General features: G+C 65.1%; 15 protein-coding genes and 1 riboswitch. Of the genes, 12 read left to right on the top strand and 3 right to left on the bottom strand.

All coding sequences use genetic code 11. The annotated features are described in order from the left end of the window. The first annotated feature begins 10 nt into the window (after positions 1-10). Genes pstC through phoB form a run of 5 tightly spaced genes read left to right on the top strand, consistent with a single transcriptional unit; the run spans position 11 to position 4,115 of the window. Positions 11-1,000 (top strand): phosphate ABC transporter permease subunit PstC, encoded by a 990-nt coding sequence (pstC, locus tag N2604_RS38195; protein WP_260376387.1) that lies wholly within the window; start codon positions 11-13, stop codon positions 998-1,000. A gap of 1 nt (position 1,001) precedes the next feature. Then, positions 1,002-1,847, top strand: a complete 846-nt coding sequence (gene pstA, locus N2604_RS38190; RefSeq protein ID WP_260373055.1) for a phosphate ABC transporter permease PstA — start codon at positions 1,002-1,004, stop codon at positions 1,845-1,847. Next, positions 1,844-2,665: a phosphate ABC transporter ATP-binding protein PstB gene (gene pstB, locus N2604_RS38185; protein WP_197949155.1), complete on the top strand. Its 822-nt coding sequence runs from the start codon at positions 1,844-1,846 to the stop codon at positions 2,663-2,665. The genes pstA and pstB overlap by 4 nt, the downstream gene beginning before the upstream one ends. Before the next feature lie 11 nt (positions 2,666-2,676). Next, positions 2,677-3,393 (top strand): phosphate signaling complex protein PhoU, encoded by a 717-nt coding sequence (gene phoU / locus N2604_RS38180; RefSeq protein ID WP_260373054.1) that lies wholly within the window; start codon positions 2,677-2,679, stop codon positions 3,391-3,393. A 14-nt stretch (positions 3,394-3,407) separates the two neighbouring features. Next, positions 3,408-4,115, top strand: coding sequence for a phosphate regulon transcriptional regulator PhoB (gene phoB / locus N2604_RS38175; protein ID WP_260373053.1), 708 nt, complete (start codon positions 3,408-3,410; stop codon positions 4,113-4,115). 249 nt (positions 4,116-4,364) lie between these two features. Here the strand turns inward: phoB and N2604_RS38170 are convergent, their stop codons facing one another. Further along, the gene (locus N2604_RS38170; protein WP_025033426.1) at positions 4,365-4,877 is read right to left on the bottom strand and encodes a GcrA family cell cycle regulator; all 513 of its coding nucleotides are present in this window, start codon (positions 4,875-4,877) and stop codon (positions 4,365-4,367) included. Between the two features lie 460 nt (positions 4,878-5,337). On the opposite strand from N2604_RS38170, the gene N2604_RS38165 reads away from it, so the two are divergent. The 3 genes from N2604_RS38165 to N2604_RS38155 all read left to right on the top strand — a co-directional run bounded on the left by N2604_RS38165 (position 5,338) and on the right by N2604_RS38155 (position 8,659). After that, positions 5,338-6,546, top strand: coding sequence for an aspartate aminotransferase family protein (locus N2604_RS38165; protein WP_260373052.1), 1,209 nt, complete (start codon positions 5,338-5,340; stop codon positions 6,544-6,546). After that, positions 6,546-7,481 (top strand): ornithine carbamoyltransferase, encoded by a 936-nt coding sequence (gene argF, locus N2604_RS38160; protein ID WP_260373051.1) that lies wholly within the window; start codon positions 6,546-6,548, stop codon positions 7,479-7,481. The genes N2604_RS38165 and argF overlap by 1 nt, the downstream gene beginning before the upstream one ends. A gap of 170 nt (positions 7,482-7,651) precedes the next feature. Continuing rightward, complete coding sequence (locus N2604_RS38155; RefSeq protein ID WP_260373050.1) at positions 7,652-8,659, top strand: Hsp33 family molecular chaperone; 1,008 nt, start codon at positions 7,652-7,654, stop codon at positions 8,657-8,659. 191 nt (positions 8,660-8,850) lie between these two features. On the opposite strand, the gene apaG is transcribed toward N2604_RS38155, so the two are convergent. Then, a complete protein-coding gene (apaG, locus tag N2604_RS38150) occupies positions 8,851-9,243 on the bottom strand; it encodes a Co2+/Mg2+ efflux protein ApaG (protein WP_025033430.1) in 393 nt (130 codons plus the stop codon). 194 nt (positions 9,244-9,437) lie between these two features. Between apaG and N2604_RS38145 the strand changes: the two genes are divergently transcribed. From N2604_RS38145 to N2604_RS38135, 3 genes are read left to right on the top strand one after another with little or no spacing between them, the layout of a single operon-like run. After that, the gene (locus N2604_RS38145; RefSeq protein WP_260373049.1) at positions 9,438-10,679 is read left to right on the top strand and encodes an OpgC domain-containing protein; all 1,242 of its coding nucleotides are present in this window, start codon (positions 9,438-9,440) and stop codon (positions 10,677-10,679) included. Further along, on the top strand, positions 10,679-11,449 hold the full coding sequence (locus N2604_RS38140; RefSeq protein ID WP_260373048.1) for an SGNH/GDSL hydrolase family protein: 771 nt from the start codon (positions 10,679-10,681) through the stop codon (positions 11,447-11,449). Before N2604_RS38145 ends, N2604_RS38140 begins: the two co-directional genes overlap by 1 nt. 12 nt (positions 11,450-11,461) lie before the next feature. Next, positions 11,462-12,448, top strand: a complete 987-nt coding sequence (locus N2604_RS38135) for an SGNH/GDSL hydrolase family protein (RefSeq protein WP_260373047.1) — start codon at positions 11,462-11,464, stop codon at positions 12,446-12,448. Positions 12,449-12,621: 173 nt separating this feature from the next. Here N2604_RS38135 and N2604_RS38130 read toward each other — a convergent pair whose 3' ends face one another. Further along, positions 12,622-13,809, bottom strand: coding sequence for an O-succinylhomoserine sulfhydrylase (locus N2604_RS38130; RefSeq protein WP_260373046.1), 1,188 nt, complete (start codon positions 13,807-13,809; stop codon positions 12,622-12,624). 74 nt (positions 13,810-13,883) lie between these two features. Further along, positions 13,884-13,963, bottom strand: a riboswitch (SAM riboswitch). 80 nt (positions 13,964-14,043) lie between these two features. Between N2604_RS38130 and N2604_RS38125 the strand changes: the two genes are divergently transcribed. Continuing rightward, complete coding sequence (locus tag N2604_RS38125) at positions 14,044-15,180, top strand: 2'-deoxycytidine 5'-triphosphate deaminase (RefSeq protein WP_409241668.1); 1,137 nt, start codon at positions 14,044-14,046, stop codon at positions 15,178-15,180. The last annotated feature ends 13 nt before the right edge of the window (positions 15,181-15,193 follow it).

The raw sequence follows: 15,193 nt of genomic DNA, 5'->3' as shown, positions 1-15,193 counted from the left end.
CGTGGCTGAGATGGCTGTCGAGAGCAATGTGATAGATGCTGCCGGTCCATATGATCGCGCCAAGGCCTTGAGCGCGTTCAAGCTCGGCGACGTCACCTTCTACTGGATCACGCGGTTGTCCGCGATCTCGGTGTTGCTGATCCTCGGCGGCATCATCATCTCGCTGATCGTCGGTGCGTTCCCGGCGATGAAGGAATACGGCATCTCCTTCCTGTGGACGCAGCGCTGGGCGCCCTCGGCCGATCCGCCGGTGCTCGGCGCGCTCGGGCCGATGTACGGTACGCTCGTCACCTCCTTCATCGCGATGCTGATCGCCATTCCGGTCGGTCTCGGCATTGCGATCTTCCTCACCGAGCTCTGCCCGCAATGGCTGCGCCGCCCGATCGGCATGGCGGTCGAGCTGCTCGCCGGCATTCCCTCGATCATCTACGGCATGTGGGGCTTCTTCGTGCTCGGCCCGTTCCTGGCCAACACCTTCCAGCCCTTCATGATCCGGGTGTTCGACGGCGTTCCCGTGCTGGGCGCGATCTTCGCCGGTCCCCCGTCCTATCTCAGCCTGTTCAACGCCGCGCTGATCCTCGCCATCATGGTGCTGCCTTTCATCACCTCGATCTCGGTCGACGTGTTCAAGACGGTGCCGCCGGTGCTGAAGGAAGCCGCCTACGGCGTCGGCTGCACCACCTGGGAAGTCGTCCGCAGCGTCGTGATTCCCTACACCCGCGTCGGCATCATCGGCGGCGTCATGCTGGCGCTGGGCCGCGCGCTGGGCGAGACCATGGCGGTGACCTTCATCATCGGCAACTCGTTCCGGATCTCCTCGTCGATCTTCGCGCCGGGCACCACGATCTCGGCGGCGATCGCGTCCGAGTTCGCCGAGAGCGACGGCCTGCACCAGTCCGGCCTGATCCTTCTCGGTCTGCTCCTGTTCGTGCTGACGTTCTTCGTGCTCGCGGCCGCGCGGCTGATGCTGCTGCGTCTGGAAAAGAAGGCGGGGAAGTGACATGAATCCGATCTATTCGCGCCGCCGCCGCAAGGACATCGTCATCCGCGGGCTCTGCATTGGCGCCGCCGCCTTCGGCGTCACCTGGCTCGCGCTGATCCTGATCACGCTGCTCTACAACGGCCTGTCCGGTTTGAACCTGCAGGTCTTCACCGAGAACACGCCGCCGCCCGGCTCGACCGAGGGCGGTCTGCTCAACGCCATCGTCGGCTCGCTGATCATGACCGTGCTCGGCGTCGGTATCGGCGCGCCGCTCGGCCTGTTCGCCGGCACCTACCTCGCCGAGTACGGCCGCAACGACAAGCTGACCTCGGTGATCCGTTTCATCAACGACATCCTCCTGTCGGCGCCCTCGATCATCATCGGCCTGTTCATCTATGGCGCGGTGGTGGTGCCGATGCGCGGCTTCTCGGCGATCGCGGGCAGTCTCGCGCTCGCCGTCATCGTGATCCCGGTCGTCGTGCGCACCACAGAGGACATGCTGCTGCTGGTGCCGAATCCGCTGCGCGAAGCCGCGAGCGCACTGGGCTTGCCGCGCTCGCTGGTGATCAAGCGGATCGCCTATCGGGCCGCGCGCTCCGGCCTCATCACCGGCGTGCTGCTCGCCACCGCCCGCGTCGCCGGCGAGACCGCGCCGCTGCTGTTCACCGCGCTGTCGAACCAGTTCTTCAGCCTCAGCCTGAACAAGACGATGGCGAACCTGCCGGTCACCATCAACAACTTCGTGCAGAGCCCCTACGCCTACTGGAAGCAGCTCGCCTGGAGCGGCGCGCTGCTGATCACCCTGACCGTGCTTGCCCTGAACATTGGCGCGCGCATCCTTGGCGCCGAGAGGACTGCAAAATGAGTGAAATGTCTGTTTCCGTCAGCGCGCCGACCGTTCATCCCGGCTCGCAGCCGCTGCCCGAGGCGCCCGCCAAGGTCACCGCGCGCAACCTGAATTTCTACTACGGTGAGCACCACGCGCTGAAGAACATCAATCTGACGCTCGGCACCAATCGTGTCACGGCGTTCATCGGCCCGTCGGGCTGCGGCAAGTCGACCCTGCTGCGCATCTTCAATCGGATGTACGATCTCTATCCGGGCCAGCGCGCCACCGGCCAGCTGCTGCTCGACCAGACCAACATCCTGGACCCCAAGCTGGACCTCAATTTGCTGCGCGCTCGCGTCGGCATGGTGTTCCAGAAGCCGACGCCGTTCCCGATGACGATCTACGAGAACATCGCCTTCGGCATTCGTCTGTACGAGAAGATCTCGAAGTCCGAGATGGACGACCGCGTCGAGAAGGCGCTGCGCGGCGGCGCACTATGGAACGAGGTCAAGGACAAGCTCAATGCCTCCGGCCTGTCGCTCTCCGGCGGCCAGCAGCAGCGGCTCTGCATCGCCCGCACCGTCGCGGTGCGGCCCGAGGTGATCCTGTTCGACGAGCCCTGCTCGGCGCTCGACCCGATCTCGACCGCCAAGGTCGAGGAGCTGATCCAGGAATTGTCCGAGAACTACACGATCGCGATCGTCACCCACAACATGCAGCAGGCGGCGCGCGTCTCCGACAAGACCGCCTTCATGTATCTCGGCGAGTTGATCGAGTTCGACGATACCAGCAAGATCTTCACGTCGCCGAGCGATCGGCGCACGCAGGATTACATCACCGGCCGGTTCGGCTGAGGAGACGGAACATGGGTTCTGAACATACCGTAAAGGCCTTCGACAGCGACCTTCAGGAGCTCACCCGCTTGGTCGCCGAGATGGGCGGCATCGCCGAGCGCATGATCGTCGATTCCGTCGACGCGCTGATCCGCCGCGACGTCGCGCTCGGCCAGCGGGTCGTCACCACCGACGGCGAGCTCGACGCGCTGCAGAAGCGCATCGAGGAGCGCGCCGTGCTCACCATCGCCCGCCGCCAGCCGATGGCCGTCGACCTGCGCGAGATCGTCGGGGCCATGCGCGTTGCGACGGATCTCGAGCGCATCGGCGATCTCGCCAAGAACATGGGCAAGCGCGTCGCGGCGCTGGAGACGGATTTCCACCCGCTCAAGCTGTTCCGCGGCCTGGAGCACATGACCGACCTCGTGCAGCAGCAGGTCAAGAGCGTGCTGGACGCCTATGCCGCGCACGACCTGCCGGCGGCGATGGCGGTGTGGAAGGGCGACGAGGAAGTCGACGCCATCTGCACCTCGCTGTTCCGCGAGCTCCTCACCTACATGATGGAGGATCCGCGCAACATCTCGTTCTGCATCCACCTGATGTTCTGTGCCAAGAACATCGAGCGGATCGGCGACCACGCCACCAACATCGCCGAGACCGTGTTCTACATGATCGAGGGCCAGGCGATCACCGACAAGCGGCCGAAAGGCGACATGACGACCTTCGCCACGACGGTGCCGAATACCTAAGGAGCGACGACAACATGGGCGCACGCATTATGGTGGTTGAGGACGAGGAAGCTCTCACCGAGCTTCTCCGCTACAACCTCGAAGGCGACGGCTATGACGTCGAGGTGGTGATGCGCGGCGACGACGCCGACACCCGCCTCAAGGAGCACATTCCCGATCTGATCGTGCTCGACTGGATGCTGCCGGGCCTGTCGGGCATCGAGCTATGCCGGCGGCTTCGGACCCGCCCCGAGACCAAGCAGCTGCCGATCATCATGCTCACCGCGCGCGGCGAGGAGAGCGAGCGGGTGCGGGGCCTTGCGACCGGCGCCGACGATTACATCGTCAAGCCGTTCTCGGTGCCGGAGCTGCTCGCGCGCGTGAAGGGCCTCTTGCGGCGCGCCAGCCCGGAGCGGCTCGCCACCGTGCTCGCCTATGGCGACATCGAGCTCGACCGCGACAAGCGCCGCGTGGCGCGCTCGGGCCGGCCGATCGATCTCGGCCCGACCGAATATCGCTTGCTGGAGTTCTTCCTGGAGCATCCCGGCCGCGTGTTCTCGCGCGAGCAGCTGCTCGACAGCGTCTGGGGCCGCGACATCTACATCGACGAGCGCACCGTCGACGTCCATATCGGCCGCCTGCGCAAGCTGCTCAATCTCGGCCGCGAGCAGGACCCGATCCGCACCGTCCGCGGCGCCGGCTACGCGCTGGACGATCGCTTCGCGAAGGCGGAGCAGACGTAGGCTGGTTAGCGAGCGCGAGCTGTCGCCACACGTTCAGTGTCGTCCCGGACAAGCGAAGGCGTAGATCCGGGACCGATAACCACAGGGCGTGATTGTTTTGCGAAAAGGTAACTCCGAGTCCCCGTAACCACATCTCGCGGCGGCTATGGGTTCCGGATCTGTGCGCGCATATCGCGCGCTTGTCCGGAACGACATCGGACTATTTGAGCCGTCATCATGTGACGGCTGCCATCAGCTAGATCGACAAGCTCACCGCGTGCTCGGCTTCGCCGGTGCGCGACGGCGGTCCGCTGCGGGCTGATAGGCCACGCGCGAATGCTGGGCGCAGTAGGGCAGGCCCGAAAGCGCCTTGCCGCCGCAGAAGAAGAAATCCGGGCTCGATGGATCGCCGACCGGCCAGTGGCAGGTCGCCTCGTTCAATTCCAGCAGCGACAGCCGCTGGCTCATCGGCACCACGTTGTCGTAGGTAACCGGCTCGGCTTCCACCTCGACCTCGAAGGCCTGCGCCAGCGCGGTGTTGCCGCGCGCGACGGGGCGCGTCACCCGCATCATGTGCTGCGCGGGCCGTGCCTTGCGCGGCCGAGGCGCTGCCGATGATGGGCTCTTGGCGCGGCCGGACAGGCCGAGCCGGTGCACCTTGCCGATCACGGCATTGCGGGTCACATTGCCGAGCTCCGCCGCGATCTGGCTGGCCGAAAGTCCGGCCTCCCAGAGCTTCTTCAGCTGCTCGACGCGATCATCGGACCAGGTCAAAACCGTCATTGCACCCTTTCCCTCGCAGCGCGCCTGCCATCCTGGAGCCTTCGCCGCGAATGCCTAAAGCCTTGAAAAACCCGTGCCGCCAGAATCCCTTAAGGCTCGCCGGGCGCGCTCAAGACGCCCGAACGTTTACGCCGGTACATGAGGACTTTTGGGATCAGAACTGCTGCACGAGATGTCGTATCTGACGGTCCAAACGCTACAATATGGCGTGACTCCCGCGCAAGAGTCCGCCGACTCGCTTCCACATGTTCCGTGGTGAAAAACCCGCAAAATCGGCACCGCAAGACTACGGAATCAGCGTTTCGCGGGGCTTTCGGGGCGGCATTGACACCCGTCTTGCCAGGCATAAGATAGTGTTACGTGCCGCCCTTAAAAGGCGGCACGTTTCGTTTTCCGGGGCCGGTCAATGGTGCGTTGCGCAATGCGTGCCTCACACCGTCCGCAACATTCAAGTGACGTCATGACTAACAGTGCCGCGCCGCATTTGCTCCCCGTTTTCGCCAGGGCCGACCTCGGTTTCGAGCGCGGCGAAGGCTGCTGGCTGATCGCGACCAACGGTGATCGCTATCTCGATTTCACCTCGGGCGTGGCGGTGAATGCGCTCGGCCATGTCCATCCCGCGCTGGTCAATGCGTTGCAGGAGCAGGCGACCAAGCTCTGGCACATGTCGAACCTGTTCCAGAGCCCTGATGGCGAGAAGCTCGCAAGCCGTCTCTGCAATGAGAGCTTTGCGGACTTCGTGTTCTTCTGCAATTCCGGCGCCGAGGCGCTGGAAGGCGTGATCAAGCTGGTGCGCCACCATCACTTCTCCAAGGGGCATCCGGAACGTTACCGCATGATCACCTTCGAGGGTGCCTTCCATGGCCGCACGCTGGCGACGCTCGCCGCCACCGGGGCTGCGAAATATCTCGAAGGCTTCGGTCCGCCGATGGACGGCTTCGATCAGGTGCCGCATGGCGACCTCGACGCCGTCAAGAAGGCGATCGGTCCGCACACCGCCGGCATTCTCATCGAGCCGATCCAGGGCGAGGGCGGCGTTCGTTCTGCACCTCACGCCTTCCTGAAGGCGCTGCGCGAGCTGTGCAACGAGCGCGGCCTGTTGCTCGCCTTCGACGAGGTGCAGACCGGCATGGGCCGCACCGGCGAGCTCTTTGCCTACAAGCGCACCGGCGTCACGCCGGACGTGATGTCGCTCGCCAAGGCGCTCGGCGGTGGCTTCCCGATCGGCGCGGTGCTGGCGACCGCGGATGCGGCCGCCGGCATGGGGCCCGGTTCGCACGGCTCCACCTTCGGCGGCAATCCGCTCGCGATCTCGGCTGCCAATGCCGTGCTCGACGTCATGCTCAAGCCCGGCTTTTTCGACCACGTGCAGAAAATGTCGCTGCTGCTCAAGCAGAAGCTCGCCTCCGTGATCGATCGTCATCCCGATGTTGTCAGCGAGGTGCGTGGCGAGGGCCTGCTGATCGGCATCAAGGCCGTGGTGCCGTCGGGCGATCTGGTCGCGGCGCTACGCGCCGAAAAGCTGCTCACCGTCGGGGCCGGCGACAATGTCGTGCGCTTCCTGCCGCCCTTGATCGTCACCGAAGCTGAGATCGAGGACAGCGTCGGGCGGTTAGAGCGCGCCTGCACTGCGATCTCGTCCAGCCAGACCAAGCGGGCGGCAAGCTGATGAGCAAGACGCCCAACAAAGCTCCAAAGCACTTCCTGGACATCAACGAGCTGCCGCTCTCGGAGCTCAAGAGCATGCTCGCCGCCTCTTCCGCCATGAAGGCGAAGCAGAAGGCACAGCAGCCGGTCAGGCCGCTCGAGGGCAAGACGCTGGCGATGATCTTCGAGCGTCCCTCCACCCGCACCCGCGTCTCGTTCGACGTCGGCATGCGCCAGCTCGGCGGCGAGGCGATCATGCTCACCGGCGCCGAGATGCAGCTCGGCCGCGGCGAGACCATCGCCGACACCGCGCGTGTGCTGTCGCGCTATGTCGACGCCATCATGATCCGCATCCTCAATCACGATGCGCTGCTGGAGCTTGCGGCCAACGCCACCGTGCCCGTCATCAACGGCCTGACGCGGCGTTCGCATCCCTGCCAGGTGATGGCCGACCTCATGACCTATGAGGAGCATCGCGGCCCGATCGAGGGCAAGACGGTGGCCTGGACCGGCGACGACAACAACGTGCTGGCGTCCTGGGCGCATGCCGCCGAGCGTTTCAAATTCCAGCTCAATGTCGCAACGCCGCCGGAGCTCGCACCGAAAAAGGCCATGCGCGACTGGATCAAGGCGACGGGCGCGCCGATCGTGCTCGGTACCGATCCCGAGGCCGCCGTGCGCGGCGCCGATTGCGTCGTCACCGACACCTGGGTGTCGATGGGCGACAAGGAGGGCGAGCACCGCCACAACGTGCTCAAGCCCTACCAGGTCAATGCCAAGCTGATGTCGCTGGCCAAGGCGGACGCATTGTTCATGCATTGCCTGCCGGCCCATCGCGGCGAGGAGGTCACCGATGAGGTGATCGACGGCCCGCAATCGGTCGTGTTCGACGAGGCCGAAAACCGGCTGCACGCGCAGAAGGGCATTTTGGCCTGGTGCTTCGACGCGGTGAAGTAGCCGTTGTGTAGCCCGGATGGAGCGCAGCGAAATCCGGGGTCTTCAGCTTGTGGAACGATCTCCCCGGATTGCGCTGCGCTCCATCCGGGCTACGCAGCCCGTCGTTCTGATGACGACGGGATGCGGGCGTTCCCCTTCCATTTCCGCCCACCGACCCCAGATAAAGCGCCATGGTTTTCCAATCTCCCGACATGAATACCGGGCCTGAAGGCCCGGTTCGCGCGCCATCACCGGTTCCGATCGACGACGCCGCGCTGCCTTACGAGGTCGACGCGCTCGACGTGCGCGGGCGCCTGGTGCGGCTTGGACCTGCGCTGGACGACATCCTCACCAAGCACGATTATCCCGCGCCGGTCGGCAAGCTGCTCGGCGAGGCCATCGTGCTGACGACGCTGCTCGGCTCGGCGCTGAAATTCGAGGGCCGCTTCATTCTTCAGGCCCAGACCGATGGCCCGGTGTCGTTCCTGGTGGTCGATTACAAGGCCCCGGACCGTCTGCGTGCCTATGCGCGCTTTGATGCCTCGCGTTTGGGCACGGCAAGGGATTCCGCCACGCTGCTCGGCCGCGGCCATCTCGCCATGACCATCGATCAGGGTCCCGATATGAGCCGCTACCAGGGCCTGGTCGCGCTCGACGGCGGCAGCCTGGAAGACGCCGCCCATGAATATTTCCTGCGCTCCGAGCAGATCCCGACACGCGTGCGCCTCGCGGTCGGCGAGGAATGGCGCTCGAGCGACGGCGGCAAGCATCGCTGGCGCGCCGGCGGCATGCTGATGCAGTTTCTGCCGAAGGCGCCGGAGCGCGCGCGGCAGGCGGACTTGCATCCCGGCGATGCCCCCGACGGCACCGAGGTGCACAGCGTCACTGAAGACGATGCCTGGGTCGAGGCGCGCTCGCTGATCGAAACGGTCGAAGATGTCGAGCTGATCGATCCCGAGCTCTCCGGCGAGCGGCTGCTCTATCGCCTCTTCCACGAGCGCGGCGTCCGCGTGTTCAATCCGCAGGTGCTCGAGGCGCGGTGCTCCTGCTCGCGCGATGCGGTCGCCGCGATGCTCAAGAGCTTCTCGGCCGACGACCGCGCCGCCATGGTCAAGGACGACAAGGTCGTCGTCACCTGCGAGTTCTGCTCATCGGTGTACCAGTTCACGCCGCACGAGGCGGGCGCGGAGGACGCGTAGGCTATCCTCCGTCATTGCGAGCGCAGCGTCCGCTCTCGTGCCCCGGACCCAGCGCAGCGTCACTTCGACGGTGCGCTGCAGAGCCGGAGCCCATCCATCCGCATCGTGCCGTGTTGCCCTGGGTCCCGGCTCGGCGCTGCAGCGCTTCTGCGCTGCAACTTGTCCGGGACACGAGGTGAGCGATGCGCCCCCTAATTCAACACCCGCTTGCTATCCGGGCTGTCGAGCGAAAACGTCGGCACGTCGATCTCGAAGCGCTCGCCGGTTTCGCTGACCATCTGGTAGCGGCCGGTCATGAAGCCGGAGGCGGTCGAGAGCGGCACGCCGGAGGTGTATTCGAAGCGCTCGCCCGGGGCCAGGATCGGCTGCTCGCCGACCACACCCTCGCCCTTCACCTCCTGCTGGCGGCCGGAGGCATCGGTGATGATCCAATGCCGCGTCTTGAGCTGCACGGTCTCCTCGCCCGAATTGGTGATGACGATGGTGTAGGACCAGAAGTAGCGCGAGCGGTCGGCCGACGACTGCTCCGGAACAAAGTTCGGCTCGACGGTCACTTCGATCTGGCGGGTCACGGCGCGGTACATGGCTGCCATCATACCGAATCTGCCCCGGGAACCAAACCCCGCGGGAGGCTTTGGCGACATCGTCCCGCCAGAATTGGAGGAAAAGCACGCCACCGAGGGAGACACCCTTATGTGATCCGGGCGCTTTGCGAGACGACAGCCGGACCATTACACTGCTTCAACGTCGCGATTTGCGGAAGGGTTTCCAGGCCCCGATGACCATTGCCGACCAAGTGACGGGATCGACCATCGCAGGAACCGCGGGGGCCAAGCCGCGCGCCAGTGCGCCGGCCATCACGCTGCCCGCCATCGGCGAGCGCGAGCTCCGGCTCGATCTGTTCCGCGGACTCGCGCTATGGCTGATCTTCATCGACCATCTGCCGCCCAGTCTGCTGACCTGGTTCACGATCCGCAATTACGGCCTCAGCGACGCCACCGAGATCTTCATCTTCATCTCCGGCTACACCGCTGCCTTCGTCTATGGCCGGGCCATGCTGGAGAGCGGCGTTCTCATCGCCACCGCGCGCATCCTGCGCCGGGTCTGGCAGATCTACGTCGCCCACGTCTTCCTGTTCACGATCTTTCTCGCCGAGATCTCCTATGTGGCGACCAGGTTCGAGAACCCGCTCTACACCGAAGAGATGGGCATCATGGACTTCCTCAAGCAGCCCGACGTCACCATCGTGCAGGCGCTGCTGCTACGCTTCCGTCCCGTCAACATGGACGTGCTGCCGCTCTACATCGTGCTGATGCTGGCGCTGCCCTTGATCCTGTGGTCGATGAAATGGCGGCCGGACGTCACGCTCGGGCTTTCGGTGGTGCTCTACGCGGTGACCTGGGAGTACGACCTTTACCTGTCGGCTTATCCGAACGGCTTCTGGGCCTTCAATCCTTTTGCCTGGCAATTGCTGTTCGTGTTCGGTGCCTGGTGTGCGCTCGGAGGTGCGCGCCGCATGTCGCGCATCCTGGCCTCGCCCGTGACGATGTGGATCGCGATCGCCTATCTCGTCGCGGCGTTCTACGTGACGCTGACCTGGTACGTGCCGCAGCTGTCCCAGTTCATGCCGAAGCGGATCGAGCAGTGGATGTATCCGATCGACAAGACCGACCTCGACGTGCTGCGCTTCACGCATTTCCTGGCGTTGGCCGCGCTCACCGTCCGCTTCCTGCCCCGGGATTGGCCGGCCTTGAAATCGCGCTGGCTGCGACCATTGATTCTATGTGGCCAGCATTCGCTCGAGATCTTCTGCCTCGGCGTCTTCCTGGCCTTTGCCGGCCATTTCGTCCTCGCCGAAGTCTCGGGCGGGCCGGCCATGCATGCGTTGATTAGCCTCTCCGGAATCCTGATCATGTGGGGGGTTGCCTGGGTCATTTCGTGGTACAAGCGTGTGGCTGACAAGAGCGGTGCGAAAACCAAAAACGCCGTCGGCAACGCCGATCTGGCGGGAGGGGGCTGATGAAGGCGAAGGTTCTCCTGAGCCTGATCCTGCTATGTGGTGGCCTCGCCGCGCCCACGGCGCGCGCGGGCGATGCCGCGTCGCCTGCGCCCGCAGCCTGCGAATTGCCGTCCTATTTGCTGACCAGCGAAAGCCAGCTGCCCAAGGTCGCCGACGCGGTCAAGGCCGGCAAACCGCTCGATATCCTGGTCATCGGCAGCCGCTCGACCACGATTCCGTCCTCGGAGGGCAGCTCCTATCCGGCGCGCATGGAGGCAATCCTCAAGGAGAAGCTGCCGCCGTCCGAGATGGTGCACGTCTCCGTAGAAATACAGAGCAAGAAAACGGCAGAGGAGACCGCGTCCACCTTCGTTAAGCTGATGGAAGCAAAAACGCCTACTTTGGTCATCTGGCAGACCGGGACCGTGGATGCTATCCGATCCATCGATCCCGACGAATTTCGTGGCGCGGTGACCGACGGGGTTGTTGCGCTGCAAAAGGCAGGGGCTGATGTCGTCTTGATGAATTTGCAATACAGCCCGCGCACCGAGACCATGATCTCGGCGCAGCCTTTTCTCGATAATATGCGCGTCGTTGCGCAGGAGCACGACATCCCGCTGTTCGATCGTTTCGCGATCATGCGGCAGTGGAATGATCAGGGCCAGTTCGACCTGTTCAGCCCGTCCCGCGGGCCTGAGCTGGCGAAGCAGGTCCATGATTGCCTGGGCCGGGCGTTGGCACAGTTCGTGATTGACGCCGCTCACCTGGAGCCGGCCCAGCAGCAAAATTGAGGTCTAGCGTTAATGAGTTCTCTCCGCCCTTTTTGCCTGACGTCATGGCTGGCCGTGCCCGCGGCGGCGGCGCTGTTGTTGCTGACGCCCGCCTCGCATGCGCAGACGCCGGCCGCGCAACCTGCCCCCGCACCCGCTCAGTCGCCTGATCCCGCGCCCGCTGCGCCGTCCCAGACCACCGTCGCCGCGAGGTCGTCCGAGCCGCGCGGCGTCACCTCGCGCGCCATCGACAAGGTGAAGGAGGTCGCGAAGTCGGCCGCCGACATCTTCAGCCGCGTGCCTTGCCTGCCGCCGAAGGGCGGCTCCAAGGCGATGGGCTCGCTGCCGCATGTCGCGAGCAAGCTCGTCGCCGGCCAGCCCGTCGTCATCGTCGCGTTCGGCTCCTCGTCGACCGCGGGCTTCGGCGCGAGTTCGCCGGAGTTCAACTACCCCAATCGCCTCGCCGCGCAGCTGCGCCGACACTATCCGACCGCCGACATCACGGTCGTCAATGCCGGCGTCGGCGGCGAGGATGCACCCGAGATGATGAAGCGGCTGCAGACGCAGGTGATCGACATGCATCCGGATCTCGTGATCTGGCAGGTCGGCACCAACGCCGTGCTGCGCAACCTCGATCCCAGTGACACCGCCAAGCTGGTCGAGGACGGCATCAGCCGCATTCAGGCCGCGGGCGGTACCGACATCGTGCTGGTCGATCCGCAATATTCGCCGGCCGTCAACCAGCGCAAGGAGAGCGCCGGCAAGATGATCAAGCTGCTCGGCAACGTCGCCGAGCTTCGTCACGTCGGCATCTTCCCCCGCTTCGAGGTGATGCGCGACTGGCACGAGAACCAGTCGATCCCGGTCGAGAGCTTCGTCATTGCCGACGGCCTGCACATGAACGATTGGGGCTATGCCTGCTTCGCCCAGCTGCTCGGCGACGACATCATCCGCTCCGTCGGCCAGATCAAGCTAGGGGTGAACGTGCCCGCCGATGTGAGAACGTATCGGCCGATGTGACTTTCTTACCCTCCCCTGGAGGGGGAGGGTCGCTACGCATGCAGCGAAGCGGAATGCGTAGCGGGGTGGGGTGACGGTCTCTCCTCATCCAGCAGTGCCCGAGCGGAGAGATCACCCCACCCCGCTCGCGCTTCGCGCGATCGACCCTCCCCCTCCAGGGGAGGGTAAGAGCCTCACGCCTTCTCCAGCGCCGCGGTGAGATCCTCGATCAGGTCATCGGCGTGCTCGAGCCCCGCGGAGAAGCGAATGAAACCCTCGCTGATGCCGAGCGCGGCGCGGTCTTCCGGCTTCAGGCGCTGATGCGTCGTGGTCGCCGGATGCGTGACGAGGCTCTTGGCGTCGCCGAGATTGTTGGAGATTTTCGCAAGCTTCAATTCGTTGAGCACGCGGAACGCCGCCGCCTTGCCGCCCTTGACCTCGAAGCCGACCAGCGTCGAGCCGCCGCGCATCTGCTTCTTCACCAGCGCCGCCTGCGGATGATCGGCGCGGCCGGGATAGACCAGCCGCGAGATCTTCGGATGGCTCGCCAGCACCTCGGCGATGCGCGCGGCCGTGTCGGTCTGCGCGCGCACGCGCACGCCCAGCGTCTCCAGGCCCTTGAGCAGCACCCAGGCATTGAACGGCGAGATCGACGGGCCGGTCTGGCGCATGAAATTGTGGATGTGCTCGGCAATGAAGGCTTCCGAGGACAGGATGATGCCGCCGAGACAACGGCCCTGGCCGTCGATGTGCTTGGTCGCGGAGTAGACGACGACGTCGGCGCCGAGCGCGAGCGGGCTCTGCCAGATCGGCGTTGCAAACACGTTGTCGACGACGAGCCGCGCGCCACCCTTGTGCGCGATCTCGGCAATCGAGGGGATGTCGAGCACATCCAGCGTCGGGTTGGTCGGGCTCTCCAGGAAGAACGTCCTGGTGTTCGGCCGGAGCGCGCGCTGCCACTGGTCGAGATCGAGCCCGTCGACCAGCGTGGTCTCGATGCCGTAGCGCGGCAACAGGTCCTGCACGACGTAGAGGCACGAGCCGAACAGCGCGCGGGAGGCGACCACGTGATCGCCCGCCTTGAGCGGCGCTAGGATCGCGGTCGTCACGGCGGCCATGCCGGTTGCCGCCGAGCGCGCGGCCTCGGCGCCTTCGAGCTCGATCATGCGGCGCTCGAACATCGCGATCGTCGGGTTGGAATAGCGCGAATAGATGAAGCCGGGATCCTCGCCCTTGAACCGAGCCTCGCACTCCTCCGCGCTGGCGTAGACATAGCCTTGCGTCAGGAACAGCGCCTCCGACGTCTCGCCATATTGCGAGCGCAGGGTGCCGGAATGGACCAGGCGGGTTTCGGGGCGGTAGTTGGCAGACGACTTCGACATAGGACCCTCTCCGACATGACCGTCGAGGAAAACGGTCACAAAAAAACCGGCCTGGATATCTCCACGGGCCGGGATCACAGAGGTCCCCGGCCTGTTTAGCGAGTTATTTAACGTGGCTGCAAGCCGGCCGGCTCAAATCACCACGGGATAAGTGATGCTCATATTCCGCAATGCCCTTTCCGTCAAGGCGTCCATCGGATAGCCGTAAAAGACTTGTATTTCCGGCATGGCCGGATGCATTTGACCCCTGATGAGGACCCCCGGTTGACGTTCACGGTCGCCGCCGACGCCAATGGTATCCTGCCCGACCGCATGATCGCGGCGATGGCGGAAGAGGGACTCATCCTGCCCGCCTACGACTTCGTCGAGAGCCAGATCCAGCCGGCGAGCCTCGATCTGCGCCTCGGCGACATCGCCTATCGCGTCCGTGCCAGCTTCCTCCCCGGGCCCGGTGCCACCGTGGCCGAGCGCATCGACGAGTTGAAGCTGCACGAGTTCAGCCTCGCCGACGGCGCGGTGCTGGAGACCAATTGCGTCTACATCGTGCCGCTGCTCGAGAGCCTGGCGCTGCCGCCGGAGATCGTCGCGGCCGCCAATCCGAAGAGCTCGACCGGCCGGCTCGACGTCTTCACCCGCGTCATCGCCGACGGCACCCGCCGCTTCGACATGATCGGCGCCGGCTATCACGGCCCGCTCTATGCCGAGATCAGTCCGAAGACGTTTCCGGTCTTGGTGCGCGAGGGCTCGCGCCTCAGCCAGGTCCGCTTCCGCACCGGCGATGCCATCCTCAACGCCGACGAGCTCGATGCGCTGCACGCCAGCGAGCGCCTCGTCGACATCGACGATGCGGATCTGTCCGGCGGCGTTGCCGTCTCGGTCGATCTCTCGGGCGAGAAGGCGAGCGGCTTCGTCGGCTATCGCGCCAAGCGCCACACCGGCGTCGTCGATGTCGACCGCCGCTCCGGCTATGCGGTGGAGGATTTCTGGGAGCCGATCTCGGCGCGCCCCGACGGCAGCCTGATCCTCGATCCCGGCGAGTTCTACATCCTTGCCTCCAAGGAAGCGGTGCAGGTGCCGCCCGACTACGCCGCGGAGATGGTGCCGTTCGATCCCCTGGTCGGCGAATTCCGCGTGCATTATGCCGGCTTCTTCGATCCCGGCTTCGGCTATGCCGGCGCCGGCGGGCTAGGATCGCGCGCCGTGCTGGAAGTGCGCTCGCGCGAGGTGCCGTTCATCCTCGAGCACGGCCAGATCGTCGGCCGCCTCGTCTACGAGAAGATGCTGGCCCGCCCCGACGCGATGTACGGCCAGCGCATCGGTTCCAATTACCAGGCACAAGGCCTCAAACTATCGAAGCATTTTCGGGTGTAGCCGCACACTCTAC

It is taken from the genome of Bradyrhizobium sp. CB1015 (assembly GCF_025200925.1).
Lineage (GTDB): Bacteria > Pseudomonadota > Alphaproteobacteria > Rhizobiales > Xanthobacteraceae > Bradyrhizobium.
The sequence above is the reverse complement of the archived record's forward strand: the minus strand, read 5'-3'. Positions and strand labels throughout refer to the sequence as shown.